27 protein-coding genes are annotated in these 26,997 nt (G+C 68.8%); 9 read left to right on the top strand and 18 right to left on the bottom strand.

Annotated elements, in window-relative coordinates:
* Window positions 1-21 precede the first annotated feature (21 nt).
* The 7 genes from ABTV68_RS04120 to ABTV68_RS04090 form a co-directional block, all read right to left on the bottom strand.
* On the bottom strand, window positions 22-1,779 hold the full coding sequence (locus ABTV68_RS04120) for a carbohydrate-binding domain-containing protein (protein ID WP_433676359.1): 1,758 nt from the start codon (window positions 1,777-1,779) through the stop codon (window positions 22-24).
* 24 nt (window positions 1,780-1,803) lie between these two features.
* Window positions 1,804-2,898 (bottom strand): GtrA family protein, encoded by a 1,095-nt coding sequence (locus tag ABTV68_RS04115; RefSeq protein WP_433676358.1) that lies wholly within the window; start codon window positions 2,896-2,898, stop codon window positions 1,804-1,806.
* Entirely contained in the window at window positions 2,895-3,929 is a 1,035-nt protein-coding gene (locus ABTV68_RS04110) for a phosphodiester glycosidase family protein (protein WP_433676357.1), read from the bottom strand. Before ABTV68_RS04110 ends, ABTV68_RS04115 begins: the two co-directional genes overlap by 4 nt.
* Before the next feature lie 210 nt (window positions 3,930-4,139).
* Entirely contained in the window at window positions 4,140-4,904 is a 765-nt protein-coding gene (locus ABTV68_RS04105) for a polyphosphate polymerase domain-containing protein (protein WP_433676356.1), read from the bottom strand.
* Window positions 4,901-5,482, bottom strand: coding sequence for a DUF4956 domain-containing protein (locus tag ABTV68_RS04100; protein ID WP_433676355.1), 582 nt, complete (start codon window positions 5,480-5,482; stop codon window positions 4,901-4,903). The genes ABTV68_RS04105 and ABTV68_RS04100 overlap by 4 nt, the downstream gene beginning before the upstream one ends.
* Window positions 5,483-5,567: 85 nt before the next feature.
* Window positions 5,568-5,771: a hypothetical protein gene (locus ABTV68_RS04095; protein ID WP_433676354.1), complete on the bottom strand. Its 204-nt coding sequence runs from the start codon at window positions 5,769-5,771 to the stop codon at window positions 5,568-5,570.
* Complete coding sequence (locus ABTV68_RS04090) at window positions 5,772-6,317, bottom strand: hypothetical protein (protein ID WP_433676353.1); 546 nt, start codon at window positions 6,315-6,317, stop codon at window positions 5,772-5,774.
* A 151-nt stretch (window positions 6,318-6,468) separates the two neighbouring features.
* On the opposite strand from ABTV68_RS04090, the gene ABTV68_RS04085 reads away from it, so the two are divergent.
* The 4 genes from ABTV68_RS04085 (at window position 6,469) to ABTV68_RS04070 (ending at window position 13,320) form a co-directional block, all read left to right on the top strand.
* Complete coding sequence (locus tag ABTV68_RS04085; protein WP_433676352.1) at window positions 6,469-11,028, top strand: ATP-dependent helicase; 4,560 nt, start codon at window positions 6,469-6,471, stop codon at window positions 11,026-11,028.
* Entirely contained in the window at window positions 11,021-11,797 is a 777-nt protein-coding gene (locus tag ABTV68_RS04080) for a DNA-formamidopyrimidine glycosylase family protein (RefSeq protein ID WP_433676351.1), read from the top strand. The genes ABTV68_RS04085 and ABTV68_RS04080 overlap by 8 nt, the downstream gene beginning before the upstream one ends.
* A 134-nt stretch (window positions 11,798-11,931) precedes the next feature.
* Window positions 11,932-12,339 (top strand): transferase, encoded by a 408-nt coding sequence (locus ABTV68_RS04075; protein ID WP_433676350.1) that lies wholly within the window; start codon window positions 11,932-11,934, stop codon window positions 12,337-12,339.
* A 183-nt stretch (window positions 12,340-12,522) separates the two neighbouring features.
* Window positions 12,523-13,320, top strand: coding sequence for a LysR substrate-binding domain-containing protein (locus ABTV68_RS04070; protein ID WP_433676349.1), 798 nt, complete (start codon window positions 12,523-12,525; stop codon window positions 13,318-13,320).
* Between the two features lie 95 nt (window positions 13,321-13,415).
* Here the strand turns inward: ABTV68_RS04070 and ABTV68_RS04065 are convergent, their stop codons facing one another.
* Window positions 13,416-13,907, bottom strand: coding sequence for a glutaminase (locus ABTV68_RS04065; RefSeq protein WP_433676348.1), 492 nt, complete (start codon window positions 13,905-13,907; stop codon window positions 13,416-13,418).
* A gap of 434 nt (window positions 13,908-14,341) precedes the next feature.
* On the opposite strand from ABTV68_RS04065, the gene purU reads away from it, so the two are divergent.
* Window positions 14,342-15,193: a formyltetrahydrofolate deformylase gene (gene purU, locus ABTV68_RS04060; RefSeq protein ID WP_433676347.1), complete on the top strand. Its 852-nt coding sequence runs from the start codon at window positions 14,342-14,344 to the stop codon at window positions 15,191-15,193.
* Window positions 15,194-15,236: 43 nt separating this feature from the next.
* Window positions 15,237-15,650, top strand: coding sequence for a hypothetical protein (locus tag ABTV68_RS04055; protein WP_433676346.1), 414 nt, complete (start codon window positions 15,237-15,239; stop codon window positions 15,648-15,650).
* A 34-nt stretch (window positions 15,651-15,684) separates the two neighbouring features.
* Here ABTV68_RS04055 and ABTV68_RS04050 read toward each other — a convergent pair whose 3' ends face one another.
* The 4 genes from ABTV68_RS04050 to ABTV68_RS04035 form a co-directional block, all read right to left on the bottom strand.
* Window positions 15,685-16,005 carry a hypothetical protein gene (locus tag ABTV68_RS04050; RefSeq protein WP_433676345.1) on the bottom strand — a complete coding sequence of 107 codons (321 nt, stop codon included), beginning with the start codon at window positions 16,003-16,005 and terminating at the stop codon, window positions 15,685-15,687.
* 98 nt (window positions 16,006-16,103) lie between these two features.
* Window positions 16,104-17,450, bottom strand: a complete 1,347-nt coding sequence (gdhA, locus tag ABTV68_RS04045) for an NADP-specific glutamate dehydrogenase (RefSeq protein ID WP_433676344.1) — start codon at window positions 17,448-17,450, stop codon at window positions 16,104-16,106.
* Window positions 17,451-17,770: 320 nt separating this feature from the next.
* Window positions 17,771-18,187, bottom strand: coding sequence for a GreA/GreB family elongation factor (locus tag ABTV68_RS04040; protein WP_433676343.1), 417 nt, complete (start codon window positions 18,185-18,187; stop codon window positions 17,771-17,773).
* Between the two features lie 69 nt (window positions 18,188-18,256).
* Complete coding sequence (locus tag ABTV68_RS04035; protein WP_433676342.1) at window positions 18,257-19,225, bottom strand: helix-turn-helix domain-containing protein; 969 nt, start codon at window positions 19,223-19,225, stop codon at window positions 18,257-18,259.
* 91 nt (window positions 19,226-19,316) lie between these two features.
* Between ABTV68_RS04035 and ABTV68_RS04030 the strand changes: the two genes are divergently transcribed.
* From ABTV68_RS04030 to ABTV68_RS04020, 3 genes are all read left to right on the top strand, one after another.
* Entirely contained in the window at window positions 19,317-19,703 is a 387-nt protein-coding gene (locus ABTV68_RS04030) for a DUF3054 domain-containing protein (protein ID WP_433676341.1), read from the top strand.
* Between the two features lie 228 nt (window positions 19,704-19,931).
* Complete coding sequence (locus tag ABTV68_RS04025) at window positions 19,932-20,558, top strand: GTP pyrophosphokinase (RefSeq protein ID WP_433677538.1); 627 nt, start codon at window positions 19,932-19,934, stop codon at window positions 20,556-20,558.
* A 107-nt stretch (window positions 20,559-20,665) separates the two neighbouring features.
* Entirely contained in the window at window positions 20,666-21,025 is a 360-nt protein-coding gene (locus tag ABTV68_RS04020; RefSeq protein WP_433676340.1) for a hypothetical protein, read from the top strand.
* Between the two features lie 177 nt (window positions 21,026-21,202).
* On the opposite strand, the gene ABTV68_RS04015 is transcribed toward ABTV68_RS04020, so the two are convergent.
* Genes ABTV68_RS04015 through ABTV68_RS03990 form a run of 6 tightly spaced genes read right to left on the bottom strand, consistent with a single transcriptional unit; the run spans window position 21,203 to window position 26,993 of the window.
* Window positions 21,203-21,808, bottom strand: coding sequence for an alkylhydroperoxidase domain protein (locus ABTV68_RS04015; RefSeq protein ID WP_433676339.1), 606 nt, complete (start codon window positions 21,806-21,808; stop codon window positions 21,203-21,205).
* Complete coding sequence (locus tag ABTV68_RS04010) at window positions 21,805-22,437, bottom strand: CMD domain protein (RefSeq protein WP_433676338.1); 633 nt, start codon at window positions 22,435-22,437, stop codon at window positions 21,805-21,807. The genes ABTV68_RS04015 and ABTV68_RS04010 overlap by 4 nt, the downstream gene beginning before the upstream one ends.
* The gene (locus tag ABTV68_RS04005; RefSeq protein ID WP_433676337.1) at window positions 22,434-23,459 is read right to left on the bottom strand and encodes a putative FMN-dependent luciferase-like monooxygenase; all 1,026 of its coding nucleotides are present in this window, start codon (window positions 23,457-23,459) and stop codon (window positions 22,434-22,436) included. The genes ABTV68_RS04010 and ABTV68_RS04005 overlap by 4 nt, the downstream gene beginning before the upstream one ends.
* Window positions 23,456-25,114 carry a dipeptide ABC transporter ATP-binding protein gene (locus ABTV68_RS04000; protein WP_433676336.1) on the bottom strand — a complete coding sequence of 553 codons (1,659 nt, stop codon included), beginning with the start codon at window positions 25,112-25,114 and terminating at the stop codon, window positions 23,456-23,458. Before ABTV68_RS04000 ends, ABTV68_RS04005 begins: the two co-directional genes overlap by 4 nt.
* A complete protein-coding gene (locus tag ABTV68_RS03995) occupies window positions 25,111-26,022 on the bottom strand; it encodes an ABC transporter permease (protein ID WP_433676335.1) in 912 nt (303 codons plus the stop codon). The genes ABTV68_RS04000 and ABTV68_RS03995 overlap by 4 nt, the downstream gene beginning before the upstream one ends.
* Window positions 26,019-26,993, bottom strand: a complete 975-nt coding sequence (locus tag ABTV68_RS03990) for an ABC transporter permease (RefSeq protein ID WP_433676334.1) — start codon at window positions 26,991-26,993, stop codon at window positions 26,019-26,021. Before ABTV68_RS03990 ends, ABTV68_RS03995 begins: the two co-directional genes overlap by 4 nt.
* Window positions 26,994-26,997 lie beyond the last annotated feature (4 nt).

Genomic DNA, 26,997 nt, shown 5'->3' with positions numbered 1-26,997 from the left:
ACAGACGGAAGTCTCGCGGGCTTAGCGGCGGGGGCCTCCGCCCATGCCGCCGGCGAGGGCGGTGCCGGTCTCGGCCGTGACGCTGGAGCCCGACGAGCTCGTGAACGTGTAGGTGCCCGACGTCACGGCAGCCGACGACGCCACCACGGTGGAGTACTGCTTCGCCGCTGTGGTCGTTGCGATCACGGTGCCCGACGCATCGGTGACCGTCACCACATCACCCGCCGAGCCCGACAGCGACGCGGCGACCCACGCCTGCGGCGAATCGGCCTCGGGCGTCTCCGCCATTCCCGCACTGCCGAGCGCGAGCAGCGTTCCCCCGGAGATCGTGATGCCGCCGTTGGAATCCAGCGCACCGTTGCCGCTGCCGGTGGGGCCGTAGACGACGATCTCGCCACCGGTGATCGTGGTCGTCCCGTTGGAGTCGAGGCCATCCCCCTCAGCCGTCACGGTGACCGTGCCGCCGGAGATCTCCAGCGTCTCGCCCGTGTTGGACATTCCGCCACCCATCCCGCCGGAGGATGATGACGAGCCGCCGGACGCATTGATGCCGTCGTCGTCGCTCGTCAGATCCACGGTGCCGCCGCTGATGCTGATCGCGGCCCCCTCCAGCGCCTCGTTCGACTGCGAGACGGTGAGAGCTCCGCTGGTGATCGAGACGCGTGCATCCCCGTGCACGCCGTCGTCACCGGCGGCCACCGTCACCGTCGCTCCGCCGATGCCGATCGCGCCGTTGGAGTGCACGCCATCGTCTGCCGCGCTGAGCGTGACGGTGCCGCCGTCGAGGGCGATCGCGACGTCGGCCACGATCCCCCGCGGCGACGCGTCCTGGGTCACCGAGGCGCCCGCTCCCCCACCTGCTTCGGCCGTGATGGTCCCGCCGGTGACGAGCACATCGCTGGTCGCGGTGATCGCATCGTCGCCCGCGGTGATGTCCACGAAGCCGCCGTCGATCTGCACCACACCCTTGGTGGCGTCGTCGGCCTGGTCACTCTTGAGCCCGTCGCCGCCCGCGTCCACGGTCGCGGCGCCGTCCTCGATGAGAACCGCGTCCTTCCCGCGCAGGCCGTCGTCGACAGCCGTCACCGACACCGTGCCACCGATGATCGCGAGATCGTCGGTGGTGGCGATGCCGTCGTTTCCGGTCCCGGACACGGTGAGGGATCCGTCGCCGGAGATGGTCAGATCGGCCGTGCTGTAGATCGCGGCGTTCGCGTCGGCATCGACAGTGTCCGCGGCGTCGGTGACGCTGTTGCTGGTGCCGCTGGCGAGGTGAAGAGCCACATCGTCAGCGCTCGTGACCGAGATGCCCGGCCCGCTGGTGGCGGTGATGGTCGCGCCGTCGAGGATGAGCACGACCTGCGCATCCTCGGGCGCCGCCACGACGACGCTTCCCTCGAGGGTGCCCGTCAACCGATAGACACCAGCGGCGGAAATCGTCACCGTGGATCCATTGACGCTCACACCCGACGCGCTGCTGGAGGCACTGGATCCCGACAGGGTGATGTCCTGGGCATCTGCTTCGGACCACTCGTCATCACGCACGACGGTGATGTCCGCGTTCGCACCCGCCAGTGTCACGGCGGAGAGGTCACCTCCCGTGGTGCTGACCGTCTCGGCCGTGGTCTGGGTGGAGGTCGTCGGCTCCGCGCTCGCGGCCGTGGAAACCACAGCCGTAGGCGTGGCCGTCGAGCTGGCTGCGGCGACGCTGCAGCCCGAGACGACGAGCGCGAGGGCTGCGAGTGGCAGGGTGCTGAGGATGATTCGACGGTTTCGCATTTTCTTTCTCCTGCTGTTCGAGTGTCAGATCCCCGCGGGTACGCGGGAGGGAAGGGTGCGGGCCTCACGGGGCGAGGACTCGCGGAAGACGAAGGAGCGCTGGGCGCGGAAGCCGAGCACGAGCAGCGCGCACTCGGTGATGACCTTGGCCAGCAGCACGTGCACACCGTTGTCGGTGAGGTAGGCCATCCACACGACGTTGGACAGCAGCATCACCCCGGCCAGGACGGCGTAGCGGACGGCCGCTCGCGCCGTGGCAGCGCGCGACCGATCGGCGGTCGTGAAGACCAGACGGCGGTTGAGGAAGAAGTTCGCGGTGCCGCTGACGATGCGCGCACCGATCACCGCCGGCACGATCGCGCCGGTCGCGGCCGTGAGCACGAGCAGCACCACGGTGTCGATCACGAATGACGAGAACGACGCCAGCAGGAACACCAGCAGCGGTGTCATCACGCGGATCGAATCGACGAGCGGACGGAAGTGGCTGCTCGCGTTGTGCTCCAGATAGACCGTCTGGATCGGCACCTCGCGCGCACCGAAACCGGAGCGACGCAGGTGCAGCAGCATGTTCAGCTCGTACTCGAACCGGTCGCCGCGTACCTCAAGGAGCCAGCCGATCATCCCGGCAGGAATCCCTCGCAGCCCGGTCTGCGTGTCGCTCAGCGCCCAACCCGCCGCGAAGCGGAACAGCGCGGCCGAGACACGGTTGCCCACCCGGCTGTGCGTCGGGATCAATCGTCCGCCCTGGTCCGCGTCGAACCGACGGCAGCCGAGGATGAGCACCGGGGTACGGTTCTCGCGATCCATCGCCAGTTCCGCCGCCACGTGCAGAATGTCGGTCGCTGTGTGCTGACCATCCGAATCCGCGGTGATCACGTCGACGTCGGGGTGGTGCTCGGCGATGTGGGCGAACGCGGTCCGCAGGGCCGCGCCCTTGCCGCGGTTGTGGTCGTGTCGCAGCACCATGGCTCCATGGGCCTCGGCGTAGGCGAAGACCTCGGCGAACGGGGTCCCCGAGCCGTCGTTTACCACGATCACCGTAAGACCCGCGGAGACCAGGGAATCCACCAACGGGACTAGCCGACCGCCCGGCTCGTAGGCGGGGATCACGACGATCATGAGGCCGCGCTCGCGATGTAGAGGATGTCGCTGGTGCCGCGCTCGCCGCCGTTGGAGGGCTGGTTGATCACGGAGCCGTTGAAGTACATCGTGGAGGAGCCGCCACCATCGAGGTTGTAGGCGGTCTGGGCGCCCAGCTCGATCATGATCTCGGCGAGGCCCGGCAGCGTCACTCCCGCGCTGTAGCCGGGCGAGCGGCCGTCCACCACCACGAACACCAGGTGGTTGTCGTCGATCACTCCGACCGCGGTGCGGGGCTGCTCACCCTGGATCGAGTGGTTGCCGAAGTTGGTGTCGACCTCGACGCTGTCGATCCCGTCGACGACGGCGCCGTTCTCAACGATGGCGGGGCCGAAGCTCAGGGTGTTCCACACGCCTTCGGACACCAGGGTGTCGGCGTCGGTGGTGGTCTCGTCGTACACCTTCACCGATCCGTCGCGGTAGAACGCGAGGCCCTCGCGGGCACCCTCGTCGCGGTAGACCACGCCGTTGCGGATCTCGATGCCGGTGTCGCGGAAGCCGTAGTAGTCGCCGTTGATGGCGAACACGGCGTTGTTGTCGGCGGCGATGCCGCTCGTGGTCTCGGTGATGTTCTCGCCGAACTGGTTCTCGGCGAAGGCCGAGCGCAGCGCGGTGGCGTCACTGAGCGTGACATCGGCCACGTAATACGTGACGGTCGCGTCTCCGGAGCCGGTGGTGACGGTCCGGATGCTCACCGACGTGGAGCCGTCGCTGTAGGAGTCGTCCGTCAGCGAGACGGTGGTGGCGGCAGCAGCGGCGGTGGTTTCCGTGGGCTCCGCACTCGCATCCGCCGTGGCGTCCGCCGTTGCCGAGGGCGAAGCGGACGCGGAGGCGGCGGCTTCGTAGGCCGCGACGTCGGTGATCTCGACGTGTTCCACGAGGTAGCGATCGACCGCCCAGGCGGCACCGGCGCCGCCCGCGACGACCAGAACGCCGGTCACGATGAGGAGGATCGCCGTGCCGCGACGAAGCCGTCGGCGCGGGCGCTGGTTGTCGTTTCTGAGGGTCATGTTCCCTGTCTACGGACCGTCTTGAGGCGGATCGCCTGCGTCACCTATGAGCACCAGGTGGATCGCCCCCATCCCCCTTTCCGTTTCCTATGCCTCCGCTATGCCCGCCCGGGTGCGCGCACGGCACGCGAGAAACCCAAGCAAGTCCGAGAAACCCTGCGATGCGGGGTTTCTCGGACTTGCTCGGGTTTCTCGATGAGGCTCAGCGCGTCAGGGAACGAAGGGTCCGCGGAGGAGGCGGGACCAGCGGTTGCGCGGGAGCGTCGGACGCAGCGCCGCGAGACCGGTCGCATACTTGCTCACCGAAACCGGGCGATACCCCTGCCGCCACAGCACGCGATCCGCGTCGGATGCCCGCGCTGCCGACTTCGTCTCTACGATGGCGACCTCGGGCAGGCGAAGTTCGGGGCCGCTCACGTCGAGCCACGTGAGATCGGTGTCGACCGTGGCGCGCGCCCCGTCGGTCCCCAGCAGCGTGGCGCGGCGATAGCTCGAGGTGAGGGTGGGCTGCAGCCGATCGGCCACGGACTCCGCCACTCCGATGGCGGCGAGCGACTGTTCGATCTCCTCGCGCGCTTCCACAGGGAGTCGATCGAGCTCGGCGCGGTACTCCGCGCGCTCCTTCGCCGTGGTCCCCCTCGCGCCGCGCGTTTTGATCTCCAGGAACGCGCCACCCGTGTCCTCGTACGAGCGGGTACGGATCTTGAATCGACGCCGGCGAGGACGCGCGGCCAGGTGGAAGCTCAGCAACTCCGGGGTGTCGAAGTACACGGATCGATAGGCAAAGTCTCGCGAACCGTCGATGTCCAGAGCGCGCGTTCCCGTCTGGAGTCCGCCGATGATCGTCGGCAGCGCGACACGAGGCACCACGTACTTGCGGTCCACTCGGGTGAGCAGCGCGGCTTCCGTCACCAGCTGGTCGAGGTCGACAGCGTCGAACCGCGCGGCCAGCTCCTCCGTCACCACGGCGCTCATGCGCTCACCCGCTCGTGACGGGCCACGACGCCCGACGTGCGGAAGCGGACATCCACCACCGTGGTGTCGTTCACCAGGTCGACCCGCTGCACGGTGAGCGAGAGCACCTCGCCGCCCAGCAGCTCGGCAAGCTCGCCGGCCAGCTCATCTTCGTCGAGGATGGCGCGGTCGAGCTGCACGTTCTGATGCCGCACGCGACCGAACAGGGCCGGGTGGTCGGCAATCGCCAGCACCGCAAGGATGAGCGCACTGAGCAGTGCGGGGATCCAGATCTCGGTCTGCGGAAGTCCGCACACCAGTCCGATCGCGAGCGCGGCGAAGTAGTAGGCCACCTCTCGCTGGTTGATCTCGCTGGAGCGGAGCCGGATGATCGAGAGCACGCCGAACAGCCCGAGGCCCAGGCCCAGCGCGACATCGGCGCTGCCGAGCACGGTGGACACTGCCAGCACGCCCACGTTCACGCCGAGGAAGGCGACCACGAGATCGCGTCGGTGGTGACGCGGGTAGTACAGTCCGAGCACCAGCACGAGGGCGGCCACCAGGTCGATGGCCATGAGGGCGAAGGTCGAGGAAGTCATCATCTCTCCTGTCAGGATCAGCGACTTCCATCCGACCCCGTCGGCCTATGCGCTTGCTATGTCAGGGTGAGGCGCGGCGTTTGAATCAGGGATTCGGGTCCCGCGGATCACGATGGTCGCGGTCGCGCAGGGATCGCATCGAGAGCGCGATCGAGCCGCCCATCGCGGCGGCGCCGATGATCGTCAGGCCGATGCCCATCGCGCGGGACACCTCGATCAACATCAGAGCGATCCCCAGCACGATGAACAGAGTTCCGGCACCGAGGAGAGCCTGCTGGAGCGCGCGCATTCAGGCCTCCGTCGCTGGATCGATGCGGTCCAGCACGGTCGCAATGTCCGCGAGAGCCCGCAGCGCCTCGCCCCGATACGGCCAGTCCGGATAGCGCGTGGTGTCCTCGGCGAGGATGCGCAGCACGCGGACCCCCGCTCGTCCCTCCGCCAACATCTCCGAAGACACCGTGCCCACGATCTTCAGCGTGCCGAGAGCTGTCGCGACCCGCGCGCGGGCCTCCGACGTGATCAGCACCTCGTTCATGTCCTCCGCCGCGCTCCACTCGCGCAGCTCGTCGGCTGCCGCCTCATGGATGTTCGGGGGAAGGTCGAACCCCCAGTCCTCCAGCAGCTCGGCGAGGAAGGTCCGCGGATCGCTGTTCGCGCCGTTCTCCTCGAACCACCCCTCGAGGGAACGCAGGGTGTCATGTCCGTCATCGCTGCCGAACGGCGCGAACTCGTTCGCCTCATCGTAGAACTCCTCCGGGGCGACCTCCACGAATCGCGGGTGGCTGGTGACGGGAGCCAGCCCCTCGTCCGGGTCGTCGATGTACAGGTCGGTCATGGCCGGTCCTTCGGATAGCGATGGTCATCGGGGCCGCGTGCAGGGCAGCGACGGCCCACGTCGAGTCTGCCAGCGGCGCTCGCGCACGGCCAGCGCGTCTTCAGCCGCTCGCACGCACCCGATGTCGGAGGGGGCGCGCAGAATGGATGCGATGGCTGACGTACTCGATCGATTCGGCCCCGCGACCGCCGACTGGTTCCGGGGGGCCTTCTCGCGCCCCACGAAAGCGCAGGAAGGCGCGTGGGAGGCCATCTCCCACGGCCGTCACTCGCTGGTGGTCGCACCCACCGGCTCGGGAAAGACGCTCTCGGCGTTCCTCTGGTCGATCGACCGGCTCTTCCACGACGGCAGCGGTGGCAATGAGCGCACCAAGATCCTCTACATCTCGCCGCTGAAGGCCCTCGGCGTCGATGTCGAGCGCAACCTCCGATCCCCGCTCGTGGGCATCACACAGTCCGCCCGTCGGCTGGGGGTGACGCCACCCGAGATCTCGGTGGGCGTGCGCTCCGGCGACACCCCGGCTAAGGATCGTCGCACCCTCCTCGCCCACCCTCCGGACATTCTCATCACCACGCCGGAATCGCTGTATCTGATGCTGACCTCCCGCGCGGCGCAGACTCTCACCGATGTGCACACGGTGATCATCGATGAGGTGCACGCCGTGGCCGCCACCAAGCGCGGCGCTCACCTGGCTGTGAGTCTGGAACGACTCGACGCCCTGCTGGAGAAGCCCGCTCAGCGCATCGGACTGTCCGCCACCGTCCGGCCGATCGACGAGGTGGCGCGGTTCCTCGGCGGCGCGGCACCGGTGGAGATCGTGGCTCCGAAGGCCTCGAAGACCTTCGATCTGTCGGTGGTCGTGCCCCTCGACGACATGGCTCATCCGCCCGTTCCGGAATCCGACTCCGCGGACTGGTTCGACGCGGATTCGCCGCAGAACACCGAGATGACCGGATCCGTGTGGCCGTACGTGGAGGAGGCCATCGTCGATCGCATCGAGGGCGCCCGCTCCACGATCGTGTTCGCCAACTCCCGTCGTCTGGCCGAGCGGCTCACCGAACGCCTCAATGAGATCCACGCCGAGCGGGTGGGACTCACGCTGCCCGACCCCGTCGTCCCCGCGGGCATGATGGCGCAGGCCGGCTCCAGCGCGGGCGCGCCCGCCCTCCTCGCGAAGGCGCACCACGGATCGGTGTCGAAAGAGCAGCGCGCCATCGTCGAGGAGGAACTGAAGTCCGGACTCCTGCGATGCGTGGTCGCCACCAGCTCGCTCGAGCTGGGCATTGACATGGGAGCGGTCGACCTGGTGATCCAGGTGGAAGCACCGCCCAGCGCGGCCTCCGGCCTCCAGCGTGTGGGCCGGGCGGGGCACCAGGTCGGCGAGGTGTCCGTCGCCTCGATGTTCCCGAAACACCGTGCGGATGTGCTGCACACGGCCATCGTCACCGAGCGCATGCTGAACGGCCAGATCGAGGCGATCGCCGTTCCGCAGAACCCGTTGGACATCCTCGCGCAGCAGACCGTCGCCGCCAGCGCCCTCGATGCTCTCGACGTCGAGGAGTGGTTCGAGACGGTTCGCCGGTCCGCGCCGTTTCGCTCGCTGCCCCGCTCGGCGTATGAGGCCACCCTGGATCTCCTCGCGGGCCGATACCCGTCAGACGAATTCGCCGAGCTGCGCCCACGCGTCGTCTGGGATCGGGACGCCGGCACCCTCACCGGCCGACCCGGCGCGCAGCGGCTGGCGGTCACCTCCGGCGGCACGATTCCTGATCGCGGCCTGTTCGGCGTCTTCGTCGCGGGCGAGACGCGCAATGCGCGCGTCGGTGAGCTGGACGAGGAGATGGTCTACGAGTCGCGCGTGAACGACGTCTTCACTCTCGGCACCACCAGTTGGAAGATCGTCGAGATCACGCACGACCGCGTCAATGTGATTCCCGCGTTCGGTCAACCGGGAAAGCTCCCGTTCTGGCACGGCGACGGGTTGGGCCGTCCGGCGGAGCTCGGCGAGGCGCTGGGGCGGATGACCCGCGACCTCGACTCCTCGCCCCGCGAACGCGCAGAGGCGCGCCTGGCTGATGCCGGTCTCGACGACAAGGCGCAGGCCAACCTGCTCGCCTATCTCGCGGAGCAGAAGGAGTCGACGGGAACCCTGCCCACGGATCGCACGCTCACGGTGGAGCGCGGCAAGGACGACGTCGGCGACTGGCGACTCATCCTGCACTCCCCCTACGGCATGAGCGTGCACTCCCCGTGGGCGTTGGCGGTGAACGCCCGCATCCGCGAGCGGCTCGGCGTCGAGGGATCCGCGGTGGCCAGCGACGACGGCATCATCGCGCGGATCCCGGATGCCACGTCCGAGCCGCCGGGTGCGGACCTGTTCGTGTTCGACGCCGACGAGATCGAGCAGATCGTCACCGAGGAGGTCGGCGGGTCGGCGCTGTTCGCCTCCCGGTTCCGCGAGTGCGCGGCGCGGGCGCTGCTGATGCCGCGCACGAATCCGAACAAGCGCTCGCCGCTGTGGCAGCAGCGGCAGCGATCCGCGCAGCTCCTCGAGGTGGCACGCCGTCACCCGACCTTCCCGATCATCCTGGAGACGCTTCGCGAGGTGCTGCAGGACGTCTACGACCTTCCCGCGTTGCTTCGCATCACCCGCTCCATCGCGGAGCGCAAGATCCGCCTCGTGGAGACGGAACCCTCGGTGCCCTCGCCGTTCGCACGCGACCTGCTGTTCGGCTATGTCGGCGAGTTCATGTATGAGGGCGACTCCCCGCTCGCGGAACGCCGCGCGGCAGCCCTGTCGGTGGATCCCGCACTGCTCGGCGAACTGCTGGGCAAGGTCGAGATGCGTCAGCTGCTCGATCCCGATGTCATCGCCCAGTACGAGGCCGAGGCTCAGAGACTCGCCCCCGATCGCCGCATTCGCGACCGCGAGGGTGTGGCGGATCTGCTGCGCGTGCTCGGCCCGCTGACCCCAGACGAGGTGGCAGCGCGATCCGAGTCGCAGGATACGGCCGAGGCCCGGGCACATCTGCTGGCGCTGGTCGATGCACGCCGCGCGATCGAGGTGGTCATCGCCGGGCAACAGCGCACGGCGGCGATCGAGGATGCCGGCCGGCTCCGCGACGCGCTCGGCGTGGCGCTCCCCGTCGGGATCCCCGTGGCGTTCCTGGAGCCGTTGCCCGACCCGCTCGGCGACCTCGTCGCTCGTCATGCCCGCACCCACGGTCCGTTCACGACACAGCAGGTGTCCGAGCGACTCGGGATCGGTGCCGCGGTGGCCCGTCACACCCTGCAGCGGCTCGAGTCGGCAGGGCGCCTGGCGAGCGGCTTCTTCCTCCCCGACGGCACCGGGGACGAGGCGGAGTGGTGCGATGCCGAGGTGCTGCGGCGGCTGCGGATGCGTTCGCTCGCGGCGCTGCGCGGCAGCGTGGAGCCCGTGGCGCAGGCCGCCTACGCCCGGTTCCTGCCCGACTGGCAGCACCTCGTCCGCCCGCTGGAGGGCATCGACGGTGTCGTCGCGGTGATCGAACAGCTCGCCGGCACGCCGATCCCGGCGAGTGCGTGGGAGTCCCTGGTCCTGCCCTCCCGCGTGCGCGACTACACCCCGGCGATGCTCGACGAGCTGACGTCCACGGGCGAAGTGCTCTGGTCCGGCCACGGCTCGCTACCCGGACGCGACGGCTGGATCGCCCTGCACTTGGCCGATGCCGCCGCGGTCACCCTGCCCGATCCCGAGGGCGAGGTATCCCCCGGTTCGCTCCCGGACCAGCTTCTGATGGCCCTTTCCGGCGGCGGCGCGTACTTCGCCGGACAGCTGCGGGAGATGACCGGCGCGGAGAACGAGCAGTCTGTCGTCGAAGCGCTGTGGGAGCTGGCCTGGGCCGGACGCGTCTCCAACGACACCTTCGCCCCCGTGCGTTCGCTCATCGGCGGTGGGAGTCAGGCACACCGCGTCGCCCGCCGCACGCCGCGTGCCCGGCTCTACCGCGGAGCCGCGATCCCGCGCACGGCAGCACCGCCACGCCCCACCGCCGTCGGCGGACGCTGGGCGCTGCTGCCGACCGCGTCGGTCGATCCCGCTGTCCGTGCCACCGCCAGCGCCTCCGTGCTGCTCGATCGGTACGGTGTCGTCACCCGCGGCGCATCGGTGGCGGAAGAAGTCCCCGGCGGATTCGCGCAGACTTATCGCACACTGGCCGGTTTCGAGAATGCGGGGCATTGCCGACGCGGCTACTTCATCGAGAAGCTGGGTGCCGCGCAGTTCGCGGCATCGGCGACCGTGGATCGCCTGCGTCAGTTCGCCTCGCTCGAAGAACCCGCGCCGCTCGGTGCCATCACGCTCGCGGCCACAGACCCCGCGAACGCCTACGGTGCTGCCCTGGCGTGGCCCGCTCTGGACGCCGTGAAGCATCGCCCGGGTCGCAAGGCGGGCGGCATCGTCGTCCTGGTCGATGGCGAACTCGTGCTGTACCTGGAGCGCGGTGGTCGCACCGTGCTGAGCTTCACGGACGATGAAGACGTGAACCGGGCGGCTGCCACCAATCTTGTCGCCACCGCGCGCGCCCGCAATCTCGAGACGCTGACGATCGAGCAGGTCAACGGTGTGTTCGTCTACAAGACGGAGCTGGGGCGGGCGCTGCGAGCCGCCGGGTTCGTGGAGTCGCCGAAGGGGCTCACCTTCCGTCGTCAGGCGGGAGGTGTCCGTGCCTGAGGGCGATACCGTCTTTCGTACCGCCGCTCGGTTGAACGAATTCCTCAGCGGCTTCGAGATCACGCGCTTCGACATCCGGGTGCCGGGTAGCGCCAACGCCGACCTTCGCGGTCAGGTGACGAAGGAGGTCGTGCCGCGCGGGAAGCACCTGCTGCATCGCATCGGCGACTGGACCCTGCACAGCCACCTGCGGATGGAGGGGGCGTGGCAGCTCTACCGCGCCGACGCTCGATGGCGGCGTCCCGCTTTCCAGGCGCGCGCCATCGTCGGCACGGCAGACCGGGTCGCCGTGGGCTTCGATCTCGCCGGCGTTGCGGTGATCCCCACAGCCGATGAGCACACGCTGGTCGGCCATCTCGGCCCCGATCCACTGGCCGACGACTGGGACGAAGCGGAGGCCATCGCGCGCGTCGGCGCGGATCCGCGGCCCATTCACGTCGCCCTTCTCGACCAGCGCAGCGTCGCCGGTTTCGGCAACGAGTATGTGAACGAGATGCTGTTCGTGCGTGGCGTTGATCCCCATACGCCCGCCACCGACGTCGAGGTGCAGCCACTCATCCAGACCGGTGCCCGCATGATGCGGGCGAACCTCTCCCGAGTCGGGCGCGTCTTCACCGGCGACGCCCGTCCCGGTCGCACGGACTGGGTGTTCTCCCGCACCGGTCAGGCGTGCCGGAGGTGCGGCACGCCGATTCGCGAGGGCGCGCTGGGGGCCGATCCCACCCGCACGCGCCGCGTCTTCTGGTGTCCGTCCTGCCAGCAATCCTGAGCACTTCCCCGCACTCGGGCGGCTCGTAGGCGCCTCACAGAGAGAGGACAGCGGGAAGGACGAGATTGGGGAATGAACGAAGACACCCTCGTGTTGCATTCGTTGACGATCGAGCAGGATCGTAGGAGGAAGCTGTGGGTAAGAACTACATCGACATCGAAGACGACCGCGGGCAGACCCTGCGGTATCGCAAACACGCCAACGGCCGCGGACTGGTCGCACACGGCGCGAAGGTCGACGCCGGTGCTCTCATCGAAGCGGGAGCGTACGTCGAACCGCACGCTCGCATCGCCGCCGGCGCCCGAATCGGCCGCGGCGCGTGGATCGAACGTGACGCCACCATCGGTTCCGACGCTCGTATCGACGCCGACGCACACGTCGAGGCGTCCGCCGTCATCGGCGAAGGAGCGCACATCGGCGTTCGCACGCGCGTGGGCCGAGGCGCCCGCGTCGCGCGCGGAGCCCTGATCGGAGATGACGAGGTCATCCCGGATGGCGCCCGCGTCGCCACCGACCGACGAGGACTCCACCTCGCCGCCTGAATCATCATCACGACGCCTGAGATGGCGCGATGCCCCGGACTTCCGAGTCTGGGGCATCATTCGTTTCGGCGCCCGATTCCGGCGAGGTTCGTCGTTTCGACGGCGTCGCTCGGTCCGGCGCGTGGCCTGTTTCCCGTGTCGCTCACAGCCGAGGTCCCGCAGCATGCCGAGTAGCCTGGAGCTATGAGTCGATCGTCGTCCCGCCAGCCGTCCCGCGGCGGATCGTCGCGGCCCAGCCGATCTTCCGGGCGCCCCAGCGGCGGAAAGTCAGGAGCGCAGAAGGCGAACGCGGGCGGCACGAAGAACGGGCCGAAGAAGAACGCGAAGCAGACGAGTGCTGGCGCGAAGAAGGACACTTCGCCGACCGCGGTGGTGCCGGCGGAGCCCCGCATCTTCCGCCTCGGAGCGGTGCCCGGCTCCACGCCTGGAAAGTGGATCCGCATCTGGCGGCAGCGCTTCTCGGACGTCACCCTGGAGTTGGTCCCGCTTTCGGTTGCAGCGCAGCGCGATGCGCTGGTCGCCGGACACGTGGACGCGGCCATCGTGCGCCTGCCCATCGAGAAGGACGATCTCCACGTCATCGCGCTGTACGACGAGGTTCCCGTCGTGGTCGTGTCCGCCGATTCCGCTCTGTCCGCGGGTGACGAGCTGCGTCCGGTCGATCTTGCCGGCGAGGTGCTCATCGTCCCTGCGGACGATGTGCTGGAAGTCGGACCGATCGAGGGTACGGAGACGCCGCGTTTCGATCCTCCGGAGACCACGGAGGACGCCATCGCGACGGTCGCCGCGGGCGTCGGTGTCGTGATCGTGCCGATGTCGCTGGCGCGGCTCCACCATCGCAAGGACGTGGTCTACCGACCGTTCGTCGACGGCCCCGTCGCCCCCGTCGGGTTCGCCTGGCACGCAGACCGGCAGACGACCGACGTGGATGCCTTCATCGGCATCATCCGCGGCCGCACCGCGAACTCGTCACGCGGTTGATCCCGTCGCCGCACTCGTTGTGCAACGCGTAGTCGGCACCCGCAGATCGTCTCTGCCGCCTGCCACTCGATCTGCCCGCCGGCAGATGACGATCGTCAGCCCGCGGCCCCGCGAGGTGGGGTCAGGAGCAGGTCGATGCGCTCCGTCAGGTACGCGGCGAGCGGCATGAGTCCGCCGCTCGCGCTCCAGCGGATCATCGGCTCGGCGCCGCCGACGAGCGGTCCCGATGTCCCGCCTGCGGCGACAGCATCCAGATCGAGGACGTCCCACCCGAGGTGGACGATCGCCCCTTCCGGAATGCGACCGCGCAGCGCCGCCGCGCGAATCTCGGCACGCTGACGGGCCGATTCCGCAGCGTAGCCGCGTCGCCCCGGATCCTGCACTCGACTGATCTCACCGACGGACGCGACGAACCCATCCGCGATCAGGAGTGCTCCGACGTGCCAGGCCTCACCATCCGACACGATGCGCGGGGTTCCGCCGAGCCCGAGGACCTTCTTCGGCACATGCCACACGCCCAGCGTCTCGCGCGGTGCTCCCGCAAGTCGACCGCGCGCCGCGCGGAACAGATCGACGACATCGCTCACCCTTCCAGGGTACGGCGGCCCGCCCTGTGCTCGCCCCACCGCCCAGCCCGCTCCGTCGCGAAACGAGGGGCGTTCGTCGGAGGAAGGACGATCCATCGCCCCCGACCCTCACTCGGCGACAATCCCCTCGCTTCGCGCACGGGCGTCGTTTCCTCAACGCCGGGCGCTCGAATCGCCCCCGCCGGAACGCCGCCGCCGTCATCCGCGAGACTTCCGTCTGTGGGCGACAACCGGCGCGTCGCGGTGATTCTCGCCCACAGCCGGAAGTCTCGCGGGCTCTGGGGTGGGTGAGGCCACATCGGCGAAGGGGTGTCAGAATCTCGTCGGCTCATACATGGGGGACGCACGCCCCGCACGGTGCATGACGGCGCGGATTCGACGCCACACGCCGCCACGGGCGAGAATCGGAGGACCGCGCCCGCGACAGGAGAAGCATGATCCAGCAAGACACCGCCCGACTTCTCATCACCTGCGACGACCAGCCCGGCATCGTCGCCGCGGTCGCCGCCACACTCGCCGAGCAGGGCGCGAACATCATCTCGCTGGCCCAGCACTCCACCGACGCCGAGGACGGCCGCTTCTTCCAGCGCCTGGTTTTGCACATCGAGGACTTCGCCGACCGCCGTGAGGATTTCGAGCGCGGAATCGCGCGGCTCGCAGAGAAGTTTGGGATGCAGTGGTCGCTGCACAACGGCGCGCAGCCGAAGCGTGTGGCCATCTTCGTCTCGAAGTACGACCACTGTCTGCTCGATCTGCTCTGGCGCACCCAGCGCGGTGAGCTGGACATGGAGGTCGTCTGCGTGGTGTCGAACCACCCCGACCTCGAAGCCGCGGTGCGCAACTTCGACGTGCCGTTCGTTCACATTCCGTCCGGTGACAAGCCGGCGATGGAGCGCGCGCAGCTGGACCTGCTGGCGGACAAGGTCGACTTCATCGTCCTCGCCCGATACATGCAGATCCTCTCCGACGACTTCGTTCGCGAGGTCGGTGTGCCTGTGATCAACATCCACCACTCGTTCCTGCCCGCGTTCATCGGTGCGAACCCGTACGCCCGCGCCAAGGCGCGCGGCGTGAAGCTGATCGGAGCAACGGCGCACTATGCGACGGCGGACCTCGACGAAGGCCCGATCATCGAGCAGGATGTGGCGCGCGTCACCCACGCGGAGAGCGCGCAGGACCTCCAGCGCCGGGGCCAGGACGTGGAGCGCATGGTGCTCGCGCGCGCCGTGCAGTGGCACTGTGAGGATCGCGTGATCGTCGACGGGGCGTCCACGGTCATCCTCTAAGGCCCTTCCGCCCGGTGCCGATGCGGCGCATGATGAGGGCATCATGACGAAGCGAAGAGGGTATCTGAACGCGAAACGCGTGCTGCAGTTCATCGCGCTCGGACTCGTCATCGGCGCCGCGGCATACGCCTGCACCGCGCCGACCTTCGCCGGGGCGCAGAGCGATTCATCCGGGCGTTCGACCTTCGCGTCCCGAACGCTCCTGGAGGCGCAGGGCCCTGCCATCCTGCTCCTCTTTGTAGCGCTGGCTGCCGTCGTTGCGTGGCCGCTGTTCCTCCGCGGCACCACCTGGGCTGTCGCCTCCTTCCTGGTCGCTGTCGTACTCGGCACGTTCGCGATCCTCGGAGCGATGACCATCGGTGCTCTGTTCCTCCCGGCCACGGTCGCGTCAATCGTCGCGGCTCTGCTGCCGACGAGGCTCCGCGATCACACCTCGATCGTCAGCGAGGCGGTGTAGCTCGACCTTGGGTCGTGATTGTCGCGAGCTGGGTTCAGCGCCGACGGATGACCCGGAGGGCGCCCGTGACGGCCGTGGGCTCGTTGGGATCCGAACCCGCGAGCCGCACCAGCGGAGCCGTGCGTGGACCGGACTCACCGGAGTGATCGTCCGCCTCCACGAAGAGCTCGAAGCGGCGGCCGTGAGCGTGCGCGTGCACCCACGCGAGCGCCTCCAGCACGGAGTCGACGCCGGTGAGGTACCACGCCTCCTGATCCCAGGCATCCTCGCCCATACGCCAGAAGTCGACCCGATAGCGCGGGTACGCGAGCTGATATGCGGGGTCTGCCCGCGTCGTCTGGTGTGCCTCCAACATGGGCACATCATCCCCCGCACGAGCCATGCTGGCAACAGGTCCGACGGAAACGACGAGGGGCGCGGACCGCATGGTCCGCGCCCCTCGATCGGATCAGCTCAGATCACGCCCATCGCCTGCATGGCGTTGGCCACGCGGATGAATCCGGCGATGTTGGCACCCGAGGTGTAGCTTCCCGGTGCCCCGAACTCGTCGGCCGTCGCCAGGCAGGAGTCGTGGATGTCGCGCATGATGCTCGCGAGACGCTGGTCGGTGTACTCGAACGACCAGGAGTCGCGCGAGGCGTTCTGCTGCATCTCCAGCGCAGAGGTCGCAACGCCACCGGCGTTGACGGCCTTGCCGGGAGCGAAGCGCAGCGTCGAGGCCTCGACGAACACACGGATGGCCTCCGGCGTGGAGGGCATGTTGGCGCCCTCGGCGACGATGATGCAGCCGTTCTTCACGAGGGTGACCGCGGCGTTCTCGTCCAGCTCGTTCTGCGTCGCACACGGCAGGGCGATGTCGCACGGCACGTCCCAGATCGAACCACCCTGAACGAACGTGGCTCCACGCTCGGCGGCGTAATCGGCGATGCGCCCGCGGCGCACCTCCTTGATGTCCTTGATGAGGTCGAGGTCGATGCCCTTCTCGTCCACGACGTAGCCGGACGAGTCGCTCATCGCGACGACCGTGCCGCCCAGCTGGTGCACCTTCTCCACGGCGTAGATGGCGACGTTGCCGGAACCGGACACGACGACCTTCTTGCCTTCGAAGCTGTCGCCGGTGGCCTTCAGCATCTCGTCGACGAAGTAGACGGTGCCGTAGCCGGTCGCCTCGGTGCGCACGAGGGAGCCGCCCCAGCCGATGCCCTTACCGGTGAGGACGCCGGACTCGTAGCGGTTGGTGATGCGCTTGTACTGGCCGAACAGGTAGCCGATCTCGCGGCCACCGACACCGATGTCCCCGGCCGGAACGTCGGTGTACTCGCCGAGGTGACGGTACAGCTCGGTCATGAACGACTGGCAGAACCGCATGACCTCGGCGTCGGAACGGCCCTTCGGGTCGAAGTCCGACCCGCCCTTCCCGCCGCCGATCGGAAGACCGGTCAGCGCGTTCTTGAAGATCTGCTCGAACCCGAGGAACTTGACGATGCCGAGGTACACCGACGGGTGGAAGCGCAGGCCGCCCTTGTACGGGCCGAGAGCCGAGTTGAACTCGACGCGGAAGCCACGGTTGAGCTGCACCTGACCCTTGTCATCGGTCCACGGCACACGGAAGATGATCTGTCGCTCCGGCTCGCACAGTCGCTGGATGACGGCCGAGTCCAGGTATTCCGGGTGCTTTGCGACGACCGGCGTCAGGCTCTCGAAAACCTCGCGGACGGCCTGGTGGAACTCGGCCTCTCCGGGGTTGCGGGCCAGCACTTCGTCGTAGACGGAGACGAGGCGGTCATCCAGTACGGTCATCAGAATTCCGTTCAGTGGGCGGGCGCGTCATACGCGGCCGCGGGGGGATCGATCCCGCCGCACGCGATCAGTGTGCACGCGCGCGGCGACCACGCGGCTTCAGAGGACGGCTGTCCGGGGATCACTCGGTCCAGATGACGTCCGGTGAAACGACGTGACGGGATCAGCCGTGAAGCGGCCCCACCGGATTCTGGCGTCGTCAATGAGGCCGCGGTCTTTCGAGCATACATGCCGATTCCGCTCGCGCACGTGCGCAGAAAACGTGCGACGATACGGCATCGGGCCCATCCTCACGAGAGGACGGGCCCGATGTCGAACGCTCAGTTGAACGGCACAGCCGCCAGGACGCTGACACCGATTCGCGCGCCGCTGGGAGTCTCGTACTCCGCACTGTCGCCGACGACCTTCCCCGTCAGAGCGATCCCCAGTGGCGAGCTGGGCGAGTACACATCGACCTCGAGGTCGGCGGCACCGACGATCTCCCGGCTGCCGAGGAGGAAGGTCTCCTCCGAGCCGTCCGCGTCGAATCGGACGGTGACGAGCATTCCGGCTTCGACGACGCCGTCGTCCGGCTTGGAGCCGATTTCTGCGCGACGGATCATCTCGCGCAGCTCCAGCACCCGTGCCTGGGTCGTGTCATCCTGCTCGGCGCCCGGGGCGGTGAGCTCGGCGAGTTCGCTCTGGAGTCGCTCCAGAGCTGCCTGCGTCATCCACAGTGCATCTGCGGTGGTGGACATGGGTGTTCCCCCTTCCCTGCTCATGACAAAGAAACTCCAGGTTAGCGGAGAGCGGCGGGAAGTCGCGGATCAGCGCACTTCGCGCGCGAGGATCGCTTCGCCGCCGTCGATGTGTGCCTGACGTCGGTACGCCGACGGCGAGATGCCCAGCACCGTCTTGAACGTGCGCAGCAACCGGTCCTCGGATCCAAGCCCGGACAGCTGAGCCACCCGGCGCAGCGAGAGGTCCGTGTCGTCGACGAGCAGCTTCTCCGCGTGCGTCACTCGCCGGTTGCGGATGAGAGCGGCCACCGAAGCGTCGCGACCCTCGAAAAGGGTGTAGAGATAGCGACGGCTGACGCCGAGTCGGCGAGCGATGGTGGCGGCGTCCAGATCCACCTGCGTATAGGACTCTTCGATGATCGCCAGCACACGGTTGCGCGTCTGCGCGGCGACGTCTTCCCCGGCGGCGTCATCGTGACGGGCGAGCAGGCCGATCACCAGCTCGAACAGACCGCCCTCCAGGATCAGGCCGTCCTGCTCGTCGAGATCCAACGCGCGGGGCGCGATCTCCGTGATCGCTGCCTCGATCGGTCCTGCCTGCCAGATCTGCCCGTTCATGCGGCGCGTGTCGATTCCGCGCGCCTCCACCTGGTCGATCGGCACGTACAGCAGGGTGAGCGCGGAGCCCGCGTCGGTGATGGTCTCGTACGGCGTGTCCACGCGAAGCACGATCACCGTGCCGGCCTCGCCGATCATGGTGCGCCCCTCGCGCGTGACCGTGACACGACCGCTGTGCAGGATGCCCAGCTGCAGCAGGTGCCCGTACTCGTCGTTCACATCGGCTGCGTCGCGCGTGTACGCGATGCCGCCGCCCGTGAGGCCGGTATAGCGCAGACGCCGACCGATCCAGTTCTCGAACGTGGTGTTGCGAGGTCCGTTGCCCACCGGGGTGACGCGCCATCCGGGGGTGACCTCGGCGACATCGTGAACGGACGACAGACGCCGGTTCCGGCGCGCACGAAGCGTGGCGCCTCCCGGGAAGCGTGTTTCGGACATGGATCGGGATCCTCCTCCGCTCCCATCGTGCCAGGCGGACCTGAAGGGAACCGGGGCGTTCTGGGCGCTTCCGGCGAGGGACAATGGAAGGGTGACCAGCCCCTCTCGTCCGCGCCCCCGCGCCATCCTCGTCGCTGCCGCCCTCGACGTGATCCTGGTGATCGTGTTCGCCGCCACCGGGCGGGCCAGTCACGAGGAATCCGCATTCGGGCTCGGACTGCTGACGACGGCGTGGCCGTTCCTGGCGGCCTTGGCCATCGGCTGGGTCGCGACCCTCGCGTGGCGACGACCGTTCGCGATCGGTCGCACGGGAGTACCGCTCTGGCTGATCACCGTGGCCGGCGGCATGCTGCTGCGATTGATATCGGGTCAGGGCACGGCGCTGCCGTTCATCATCGTGGCGACGATCGTGCTCGGCGTCGCTCTCGTGGGCTGGCGCGGGATCGCCGCGCTGATCGGTCGTCGACGCTCGCGCTGATTGCGGCGGGTTCTCAGTCAGTTCGAATCCGCGCTCGATAGCGTCGCGATCATGAGCAACGACCTGCCCGACCCCATTTTCGGCGGCGGACGATCCCTCGGTGCACGACCCAACGACATTCGCAGCGCCACCCGCTTCTCACCCGACCAGGGCTTCCTGGGCGTGGACGGCAGCGTGGTCTACTCGCCCGAGGAGCTCCGCGACCTGCGCGACCGATTCGCGGAGTTCATGGTGCAGTACGAGTTCGGACTGCGCGAGATCGAGACCAAGCTCACGATCCTTCGCGACGAGTTCCAGCTCATGCACGACTACAACCCGATCGAGCACATCTCCAGTCGCGTGAAGTCGCTGGACAGTCTGGCCGACAAGATGCGACGCCGCGGACTCGGCCTGGACTTCGACATGGTGCGTGAGAACATCACGGATGTGGCGGGTATCCGCATCACCACCAGCTTCGTACGCGATGCTTACCGCTTGTTCGACCTCCTCACCGCACAGCACGACATCACGGTTCGTGAGGTGAAGGACTACATTCGCAACCCCAAGCCGAACGGATACAAGAGCCTGCACGTGATCGTGGAGGTTCCGGTCTTCCTGTCGACGGGTCCGCTGGCCGTGCCGGTCGAGGTGCAGTTCCGCACCATCGCGATGGACTTCTGGGCGAGCCTCGAGCACAAGATCTATTACAAGTACGACGGTCAGGTGCCCGACGGTCTGCTGGCGGATCTCAAGGATGCCGCCGATACCGCCGATGAGCTGGATTCGCGGATGGCGCGCCTGCACGACGAGCTGCATCCGTCGTCCCCCTCCGCCGCTGTCCCGCCATCCCCCTCCCCCACCATCCACGCCATCTGACGCACCCCATGACCCGCGAGACTTCCGTCTGTGGGTGAGAATCGGCGCATTGCGGTGATTTTCACCCGCGCACGGAAGTTTCGCGGAAGGCGGTGAAAGGGGAACCGATGCATCTGTACGCGCTGGTCGAGATTCCCGCGGAGGCGCAGGACGTCGAAGCGGCGGTCGCCACCGCGCTCGCCCCGTACCGTGAGTTCGGACCCGATGGCGAGCACATCGAGTCCGGGCTGTGGGACTGGTACCGGATCGGTGGTCGCTGGGCCGGCCTCGTGGACGGCGATTCGACGCGCCGCGGTTCCCTTGCCGATGAACACCGGCCAGCCCTCTTGATCACGATCGCGGGCGGCGCGTTCGCAGCGGAGCGGTGGAATGGGGCCTCGTTCGACGACACGTCAGCCGCGTTTGACGCGGCCTGGCGGGATCTCGACCCCGACGCCCGCCTCGTGGTCGTCGACTGCCACACCTGAGGCGCCCCAAAAAGTCCGCGAGACTTCCGTATGTGGGCGAGAATCCGCGCATTGCGGGAATTCTCGCCCACGGACGGAAGTCTCGCGGGAAGTGGTGTACGGCCAAGGCCCAACGGACGAGGCCACACCGACCAGGTCACACGAACGAGGGCCAGCGAGGTGTTACACAGGCTGGAATCAGGCCTCGGCGGGGGCGACGGGGCGGCCGATCGAGAGCATCAGGCGGTTGGCCCAGTTGAAGAAGGCGGCGCCGTGGATGACGTCGGTGATCTCGTCGTCGTCGAGGCCGGCGGCGCGCAGGCGGTGCACGTGGGCGGGCCCGAAGGCGACCGGCGTCACCGTCAGTGCCTCGGACGCCGCAACGATCGCGTTCCACCGCTCGCCGAGATCGGCGCTCGTGCCCTCGGCGAGCAGCAGGTCGATGTCCTCGGGTCGCTTGGCGTGATGCGCACCGAAACGCGCGTGCACGGAGGCGCAGAAGACACAGCCGTTGACGCGCGATACCGCCGCCGCGGCGAGTTCCCGATCCCCACGTGGCAGGCCGTCGACCGTGTTGTAGAAGATGTCCTTGTCCACCAGCGTGCGGGCGCGGAGGACCTCCGGGTCGCGGGCCAGCAGACGGAAGTAGTCGCTCGACGCACGACCACGATCGACCAGTCCGTCGTAGTGCCGTTCGGTGAGCTCGTCCTCGGCGACCGGCGCCAGCCAGGGCAGCCAGCCGACCTCGGCGCGAGTGAACGCGTGCGGGTGCTCGGCGTCGTGAGTGAGGGTGGTGCCGGTCATGCGGAAGCCTCCGTCGAGTCAGAAGAAGCGGGGCCGGCCAGAGCCAGGGCGCGCAGGCCCGCGGCCACGCGCTGCTGGAACGCCAGGAAGGACACCAGCTGAGACAGCGTGATGATGCCGTCGGCGTCCCAGCCTGCATCGAGCAGCGCCTGGATCGCGGCATCGTCGGCCTCACGCGGGCGCGAGACCAGCAGATGCGTGTGCGTCAGCGCCGCGGCCAGACGCGAACCCAGGGCGATCGCGGCATCCTCCGACGGCACGTATCGCACACCATCGGTGTTCTCGTTCTGCAGTCCGGCCTCGCGGTAGAGGCCGAACGGCCCCGTGGTGGTGGCCTGCGCGGCCTCCGCCAGCACGATGTCCGCGGCGACCGGGTCCGCCGAGCGCGCGCGATCCGCGTAGAACGCCGCGGAGGCGTCGTCGGCGGTCAGGCGCGTCGCGAAAGCCGCCACCAGCTCGCGATCGGTGATCGAGAAGTGCTCGTCGGACACCGGCGAGAACAGGGCGTCGAAGCTCGCCTGCAGCTGCTCGCGGGTCACCGGTCGGCGATCCCGCAGCGCGGCCGTGCGTGCGTCCGGCTCAACGCCGGTGAGTTCGTCGACGACGTCGGTCACGGTCACCTCGGTCATGCCGTCACCTCCGCATCCACGCGGGTGCCCCATCCGAGGGTCGGAGCCACTTCGGACGCGAACAGCTCGATCGAACGGAGCACCTGCTCGTGCGGGGCATCCACCGAGTGCACCTGGAAGGCGACCTCGGTCACCCGTCCGAGGGTCGCGTCGGCGGCGAGTGACTCGGCCACCTCCTCGGGCGTGCCGAGGTGCGTGTCGGTATGGCGGATGAGGTCTTCGAGCGACCCGTCCGGGATCACCTGACCGCTGCGGCGGAGCCCCTCGGCACCCTTGCGCAGGCCCTGCTCCGCCCACCGCAGCGCCTCCGCGCGAGTGTCGGCGACGAAGACCGTGCGTGACGCGGTGATGCGCGGGGCGACGTCCGCGGGCAGTGCGGCGAGGTACGCGTCGATGATCGGGTTCTGCACGTCGGCGAGGGATGTCTCGGGAGCATCCGCCGGGCGCGGCTGGGTGCGCGAAAGCAGCAGTCCGTCGCCCGGAACGCCGGCGCGCGTGCCTCCGAAGGCGGAGAACGTGGCCTGCCAGATCCGGTCCGCCAGCGTGCCCGGCTCCGGGTTCAGCGTGTTGCCGGCACCGACGTCGCCGCCACGCAGCGCGTTCTGCAGCGCGGCGAGCTTCTCGTCGTAGACCTGCGCCTTCTCCTTCGGATCCTGACCGAACGGGATGAAGGACGAGGGCGTGCCGCCCGACCCGAGGCCGAGGTCGATGCGTCCGCCGGAGAGCAGGTCGGCCACGACGGCGTCCTCGGCCACGCGCACCGCGTCCTCGAGCGGAAGCGTGATGATGCCCGTTGCGAGGCGGATCTCGGTGGTGAGCGCGGCCACGTGCGCGAGGAACACCAGCGGCGACGGAAGCCCGCCCTCGGCGTAGCGGAAGTGGTGCTGGGCGACCCAGGCACGACCGATGCCAAAGCGTTCCGCGTGACGGATCTGCTCGATGGCGTTGTCGTAGCGCTGGGCGGCGGGCACCTCGTCGAGCAGACGAGTGAAGAAGGCCAGCGTGGGCGGGGTGTCGGTCACGGGACCAACTCCTTTCGTGCGGGGGAAACGGTGTGGGAGGGGCGCCCCGGGACGGCCGCGAGCAGCTCTCGCGTGTACTCGTGTGCGGGGCGTTCGAAGATCTCGCGGGTGTCGCCGTCCTCGACGACGCGACCCTGGCGCATCACCGAGACGGTGTGGCTGAGGCGACGCACGACGGCGAGGTCGTGGGAGATGAACAGATAGGTGAGACCGAGCTCCTGCTGCAGCGAATCCAGCAGCTCGAGGATCCGCGCCTGCACCGTGACGTCGAGAGCGGAGACCGCCTCGTCCAGCACCACGACCCGCGGCCCGGCGGCCAGCGCTCGCGCGATCGCGACACGCTGTCGTTGCCCTCCCGACAGCTCGCGCGCCGATCGCTCGGCGGCGTCCGCGGGAAGCGCCACGCGCTCCAGCAGCTCCGCCACCCGGTCGCGACGCTCGGCGCGAGAGCCGATGCGGAAGTTCACGAGCGGCTCGGCGATGATCGAGCCGATGCTCTGACGCGGATCCAGCGAGGAGAATGGATTCTGGTACACCAGCTGGACGTCCCGGCGCAGCTCGCGCAGTCCGCGACCGCGCAGCGCCAGCACATCAGTGCCGTCGATGGTGACGCTGCCGGCGTCGGCGTCGAGGAAACGGGTCACGATGCGCGCCGTGGTGGTCTTGCCCGATCCGGACTCCCCCACGATGGCGTGCGTCGTGCCTCGTCGCACGCGGAACGACACGTCGTCCACCGCGAGGAAGGCATCCCGACCTCGGGCGGCGAAGCGCTTGACGATGCCCTCGGCGACGATCGCGTACGGATCCTCCGCGCCCGCCGCATCCGGATCCCGCAGGTACAGCGGCGCGGGCGGGGTCCGCGGCTCGACGGTCTGGAACGCGGGCGCATCGGCCAGGAGCTGACGCGTGTAGCGATCGGTCGGAGCGGCGAGGATCTCCTCGGTGCGACCCGACTCCACCACCTCTCCGTCCCGCAGCACGGTGATCCGATCCGCGCGATCCGCGGCGACACCGAGGTCGTGGGTCACCAGCAGCAGTGCCGTGCCGTCCTCCGCGCGCAGCTCGTCGAGCAGGTCGAGGATGTGCCGCGACACCGTGGCATCCAGCGCGCTGGTGGGCTCGTCGGCGATGATCAGCCGGGGCTTCAGCGCGATGGCGGTGGCGATCAGCACGCGCTGGCGCATGCCGCCGGAGAGCTCGTGCGGGTACTGGGATGCCCGCAGCTGCGGGTCATCGAGCCCCACCCGCTCCAGCAGATCGATCACGCGGTGCCGAATGGCCTTCGGGTCGCGCTCGCCGTGCAGGCGCAGGATCTCCCCCACCTGCACGCCGATGCGACGCACCGGGTCCAGCGAGGAGACCGGGTCCTGCGGCACCAGACCGATGCGCGCACCGCGGATGGCCCGCAGCCGCGCGTCGGACCAGCCCGACACGTCGGTCTCGCCGACGCGGATCGTGCCGCCCTCGATGCGCCCACCCTCCGGGAGCAGTCCGAGCACGGCGTGTGCTGTGGTCGACTTGCCCGATCCGGATTCGCCGACGAGCGCGAGCACCTCGCCCTCGTCGATCGTGAGATCGATGCCGTGCACCACCTCGCGACGACCGCGACGCGTGTCGTAGGAGATGCGCAGGCCGGAGACATCGAGCGCGGTCATCGGGTCCTCCTCGAGATGGCCTGGCTCAGTCGGTTCGCGCTCAGCACCACGGCGAGCACAACGAGCCCTGGGAACACGGTCAACCACCACGCGGTGGCCACGTAGTTGCGGCCCTCCGCGATCAGCAGTCCCCATTCCGGCGTGGGCGGCGGAGCGCCGTAGCCAAGGAAGCCGAGGGTGGAGATCGCGAGGATCGCGGTACCGAACTGCAGGGCCGCAAGGCCGAGCACAGCCGTGAGCGAGTTGGGCAGCACGTGACGACGGAGCACCGTGAGGAATCGCCCGCCGGATCCGAACGCCGCCTCGACATAGTCCGAGCGACGCACGCGCACCACCTCGGACCGACTGAGCCGGGCGAACGAGGCGATGGATCCGATGCCCACCGCGATGGCGGCGTTCACGGTTCCGAACCCGAGCAGGATGATCACCGACAGCGAGAGCAGCAGGCCGGGGATGGCCAGCAGCACGTCCACGATGCGCATCAGGATGTCGTCGACGATGCCGCCGATCGAGCCCGACACCACACCGACGACGGTGCCCACGATGAGGCCCACAAGCACCGCTACGAGAGCGCCCGTCAGCGAGTGGACCGCGCCATGAACCACGCGGGTGAGCACGTCACGACCGAGCTGGTCGGTGCCGAACAGGTGCGCGAGGCTCGGGCCCTGCAGCTTGTCAGCCGGAACACCGGTGAGCGGGTCGGCCGGAGCGAAGACCGATGGGATGATGACCCAGGCGACCGCGAGTGCGAGCACCGCGATCGCGACGATCAATCCCGGTGCCGGCCAGCGACGTTGGCGACGGTTCTTCGCCGGCACGGGCGCAGCCACCGCGGTGGCGGGCGTCGCCGCGGGAGCGGACACGTCGATCACTGTGTCGGTCAGCGGGTCGGTGATTCCGGCGCTCATGCCGTCACCGCCTCTCGGGTGCCCGACGCGGCCGCGCGCGCCCGGCGTGTGCTGCGCAGACGGGGATCGATCAGCGTGGCGATCACGTCCACCACGAGGCTCACGACGACGAAGGTGAGGGCGGACAGCACCACGACGCCCTGCAGCACGGGGATGTCCTGACTCGCGACGGCCTGCTCGGTGAGGCGGCCGATGCCGGTCCGGCCGAACACCGTCTCGGTCACCACCGCTCCGCCGATCAGCTCGCCGAGGAGCACACCCGCGATGGTCAGGGTCGGCAGCAGCGCATTGCGCGCCACCGAGCGCAGGAGTACCCAGGCGTTTGAGGCGCCCTTGGCACGCACCACCGTGACAAACGGAGCCGGGAGCACGTCGTCGATCGATCGCAGCAGCGTCTGTGCGAGCGGAGCGGCGATCGGCACCGCGAGAGTCAGGACCGGCAGCACGAGACCGACCACGGGATCGGCTCCGACCACCGGCACCCAGCCGAGACCGAAGGAGAACACCTGGATCAGGATGATGCCGAGCCAAAACACCGGCACGGAGACCAAGATCGGCGGCAAGGCGTGCACGGCCCGTCGCAGCCAGCCGAACGGGGCCAGCGTCGCGAGGGCCGCGATCGCGATGGCGAGGATGATCGCCAGCGCGAAGCCGAGACCGGCGAGGGCCGCCGTTGCCGGCAGCGCCTCACCGATCAGGGTCAGCACCGCGGTGCCGTACTGCGTGGAGTAGCCGAAGTCGCCCACCACGTATCCGGCGAGGGTGTGCAGGTACTGCTGCCACCAGGGCAGGTCAGCGCCGTAGCTCGCACGGATCGAGGCGATCTGCTCCGCCGACAGACCCAGTTCCGGATTCTGGAACTTGATCAGCACCGCATCTCCGGGCAGCAACTGCAGGAGGATGAAGGTGGCGGTGAAGGCGACGACGAGGACGATCACCCCCTGTGCCGCACGGCGTGCGAGGAACGGCATTCAG

Source organism: Microbacterium gorillae (genome assembly GCF_050990725.1).
Taxonomy (GTDB): Bacteria; Actinomycetota; Actinomycetes; order Actinomycetales; family Microbacteriaceae; genus Microbacterium; species Microbacterium gorillae_A.
The sequence above is the reverse complement of the archived record's forward strand: the minus strand, read 5'-3'. Positions and strand labels throughout refer to the sequence as shown.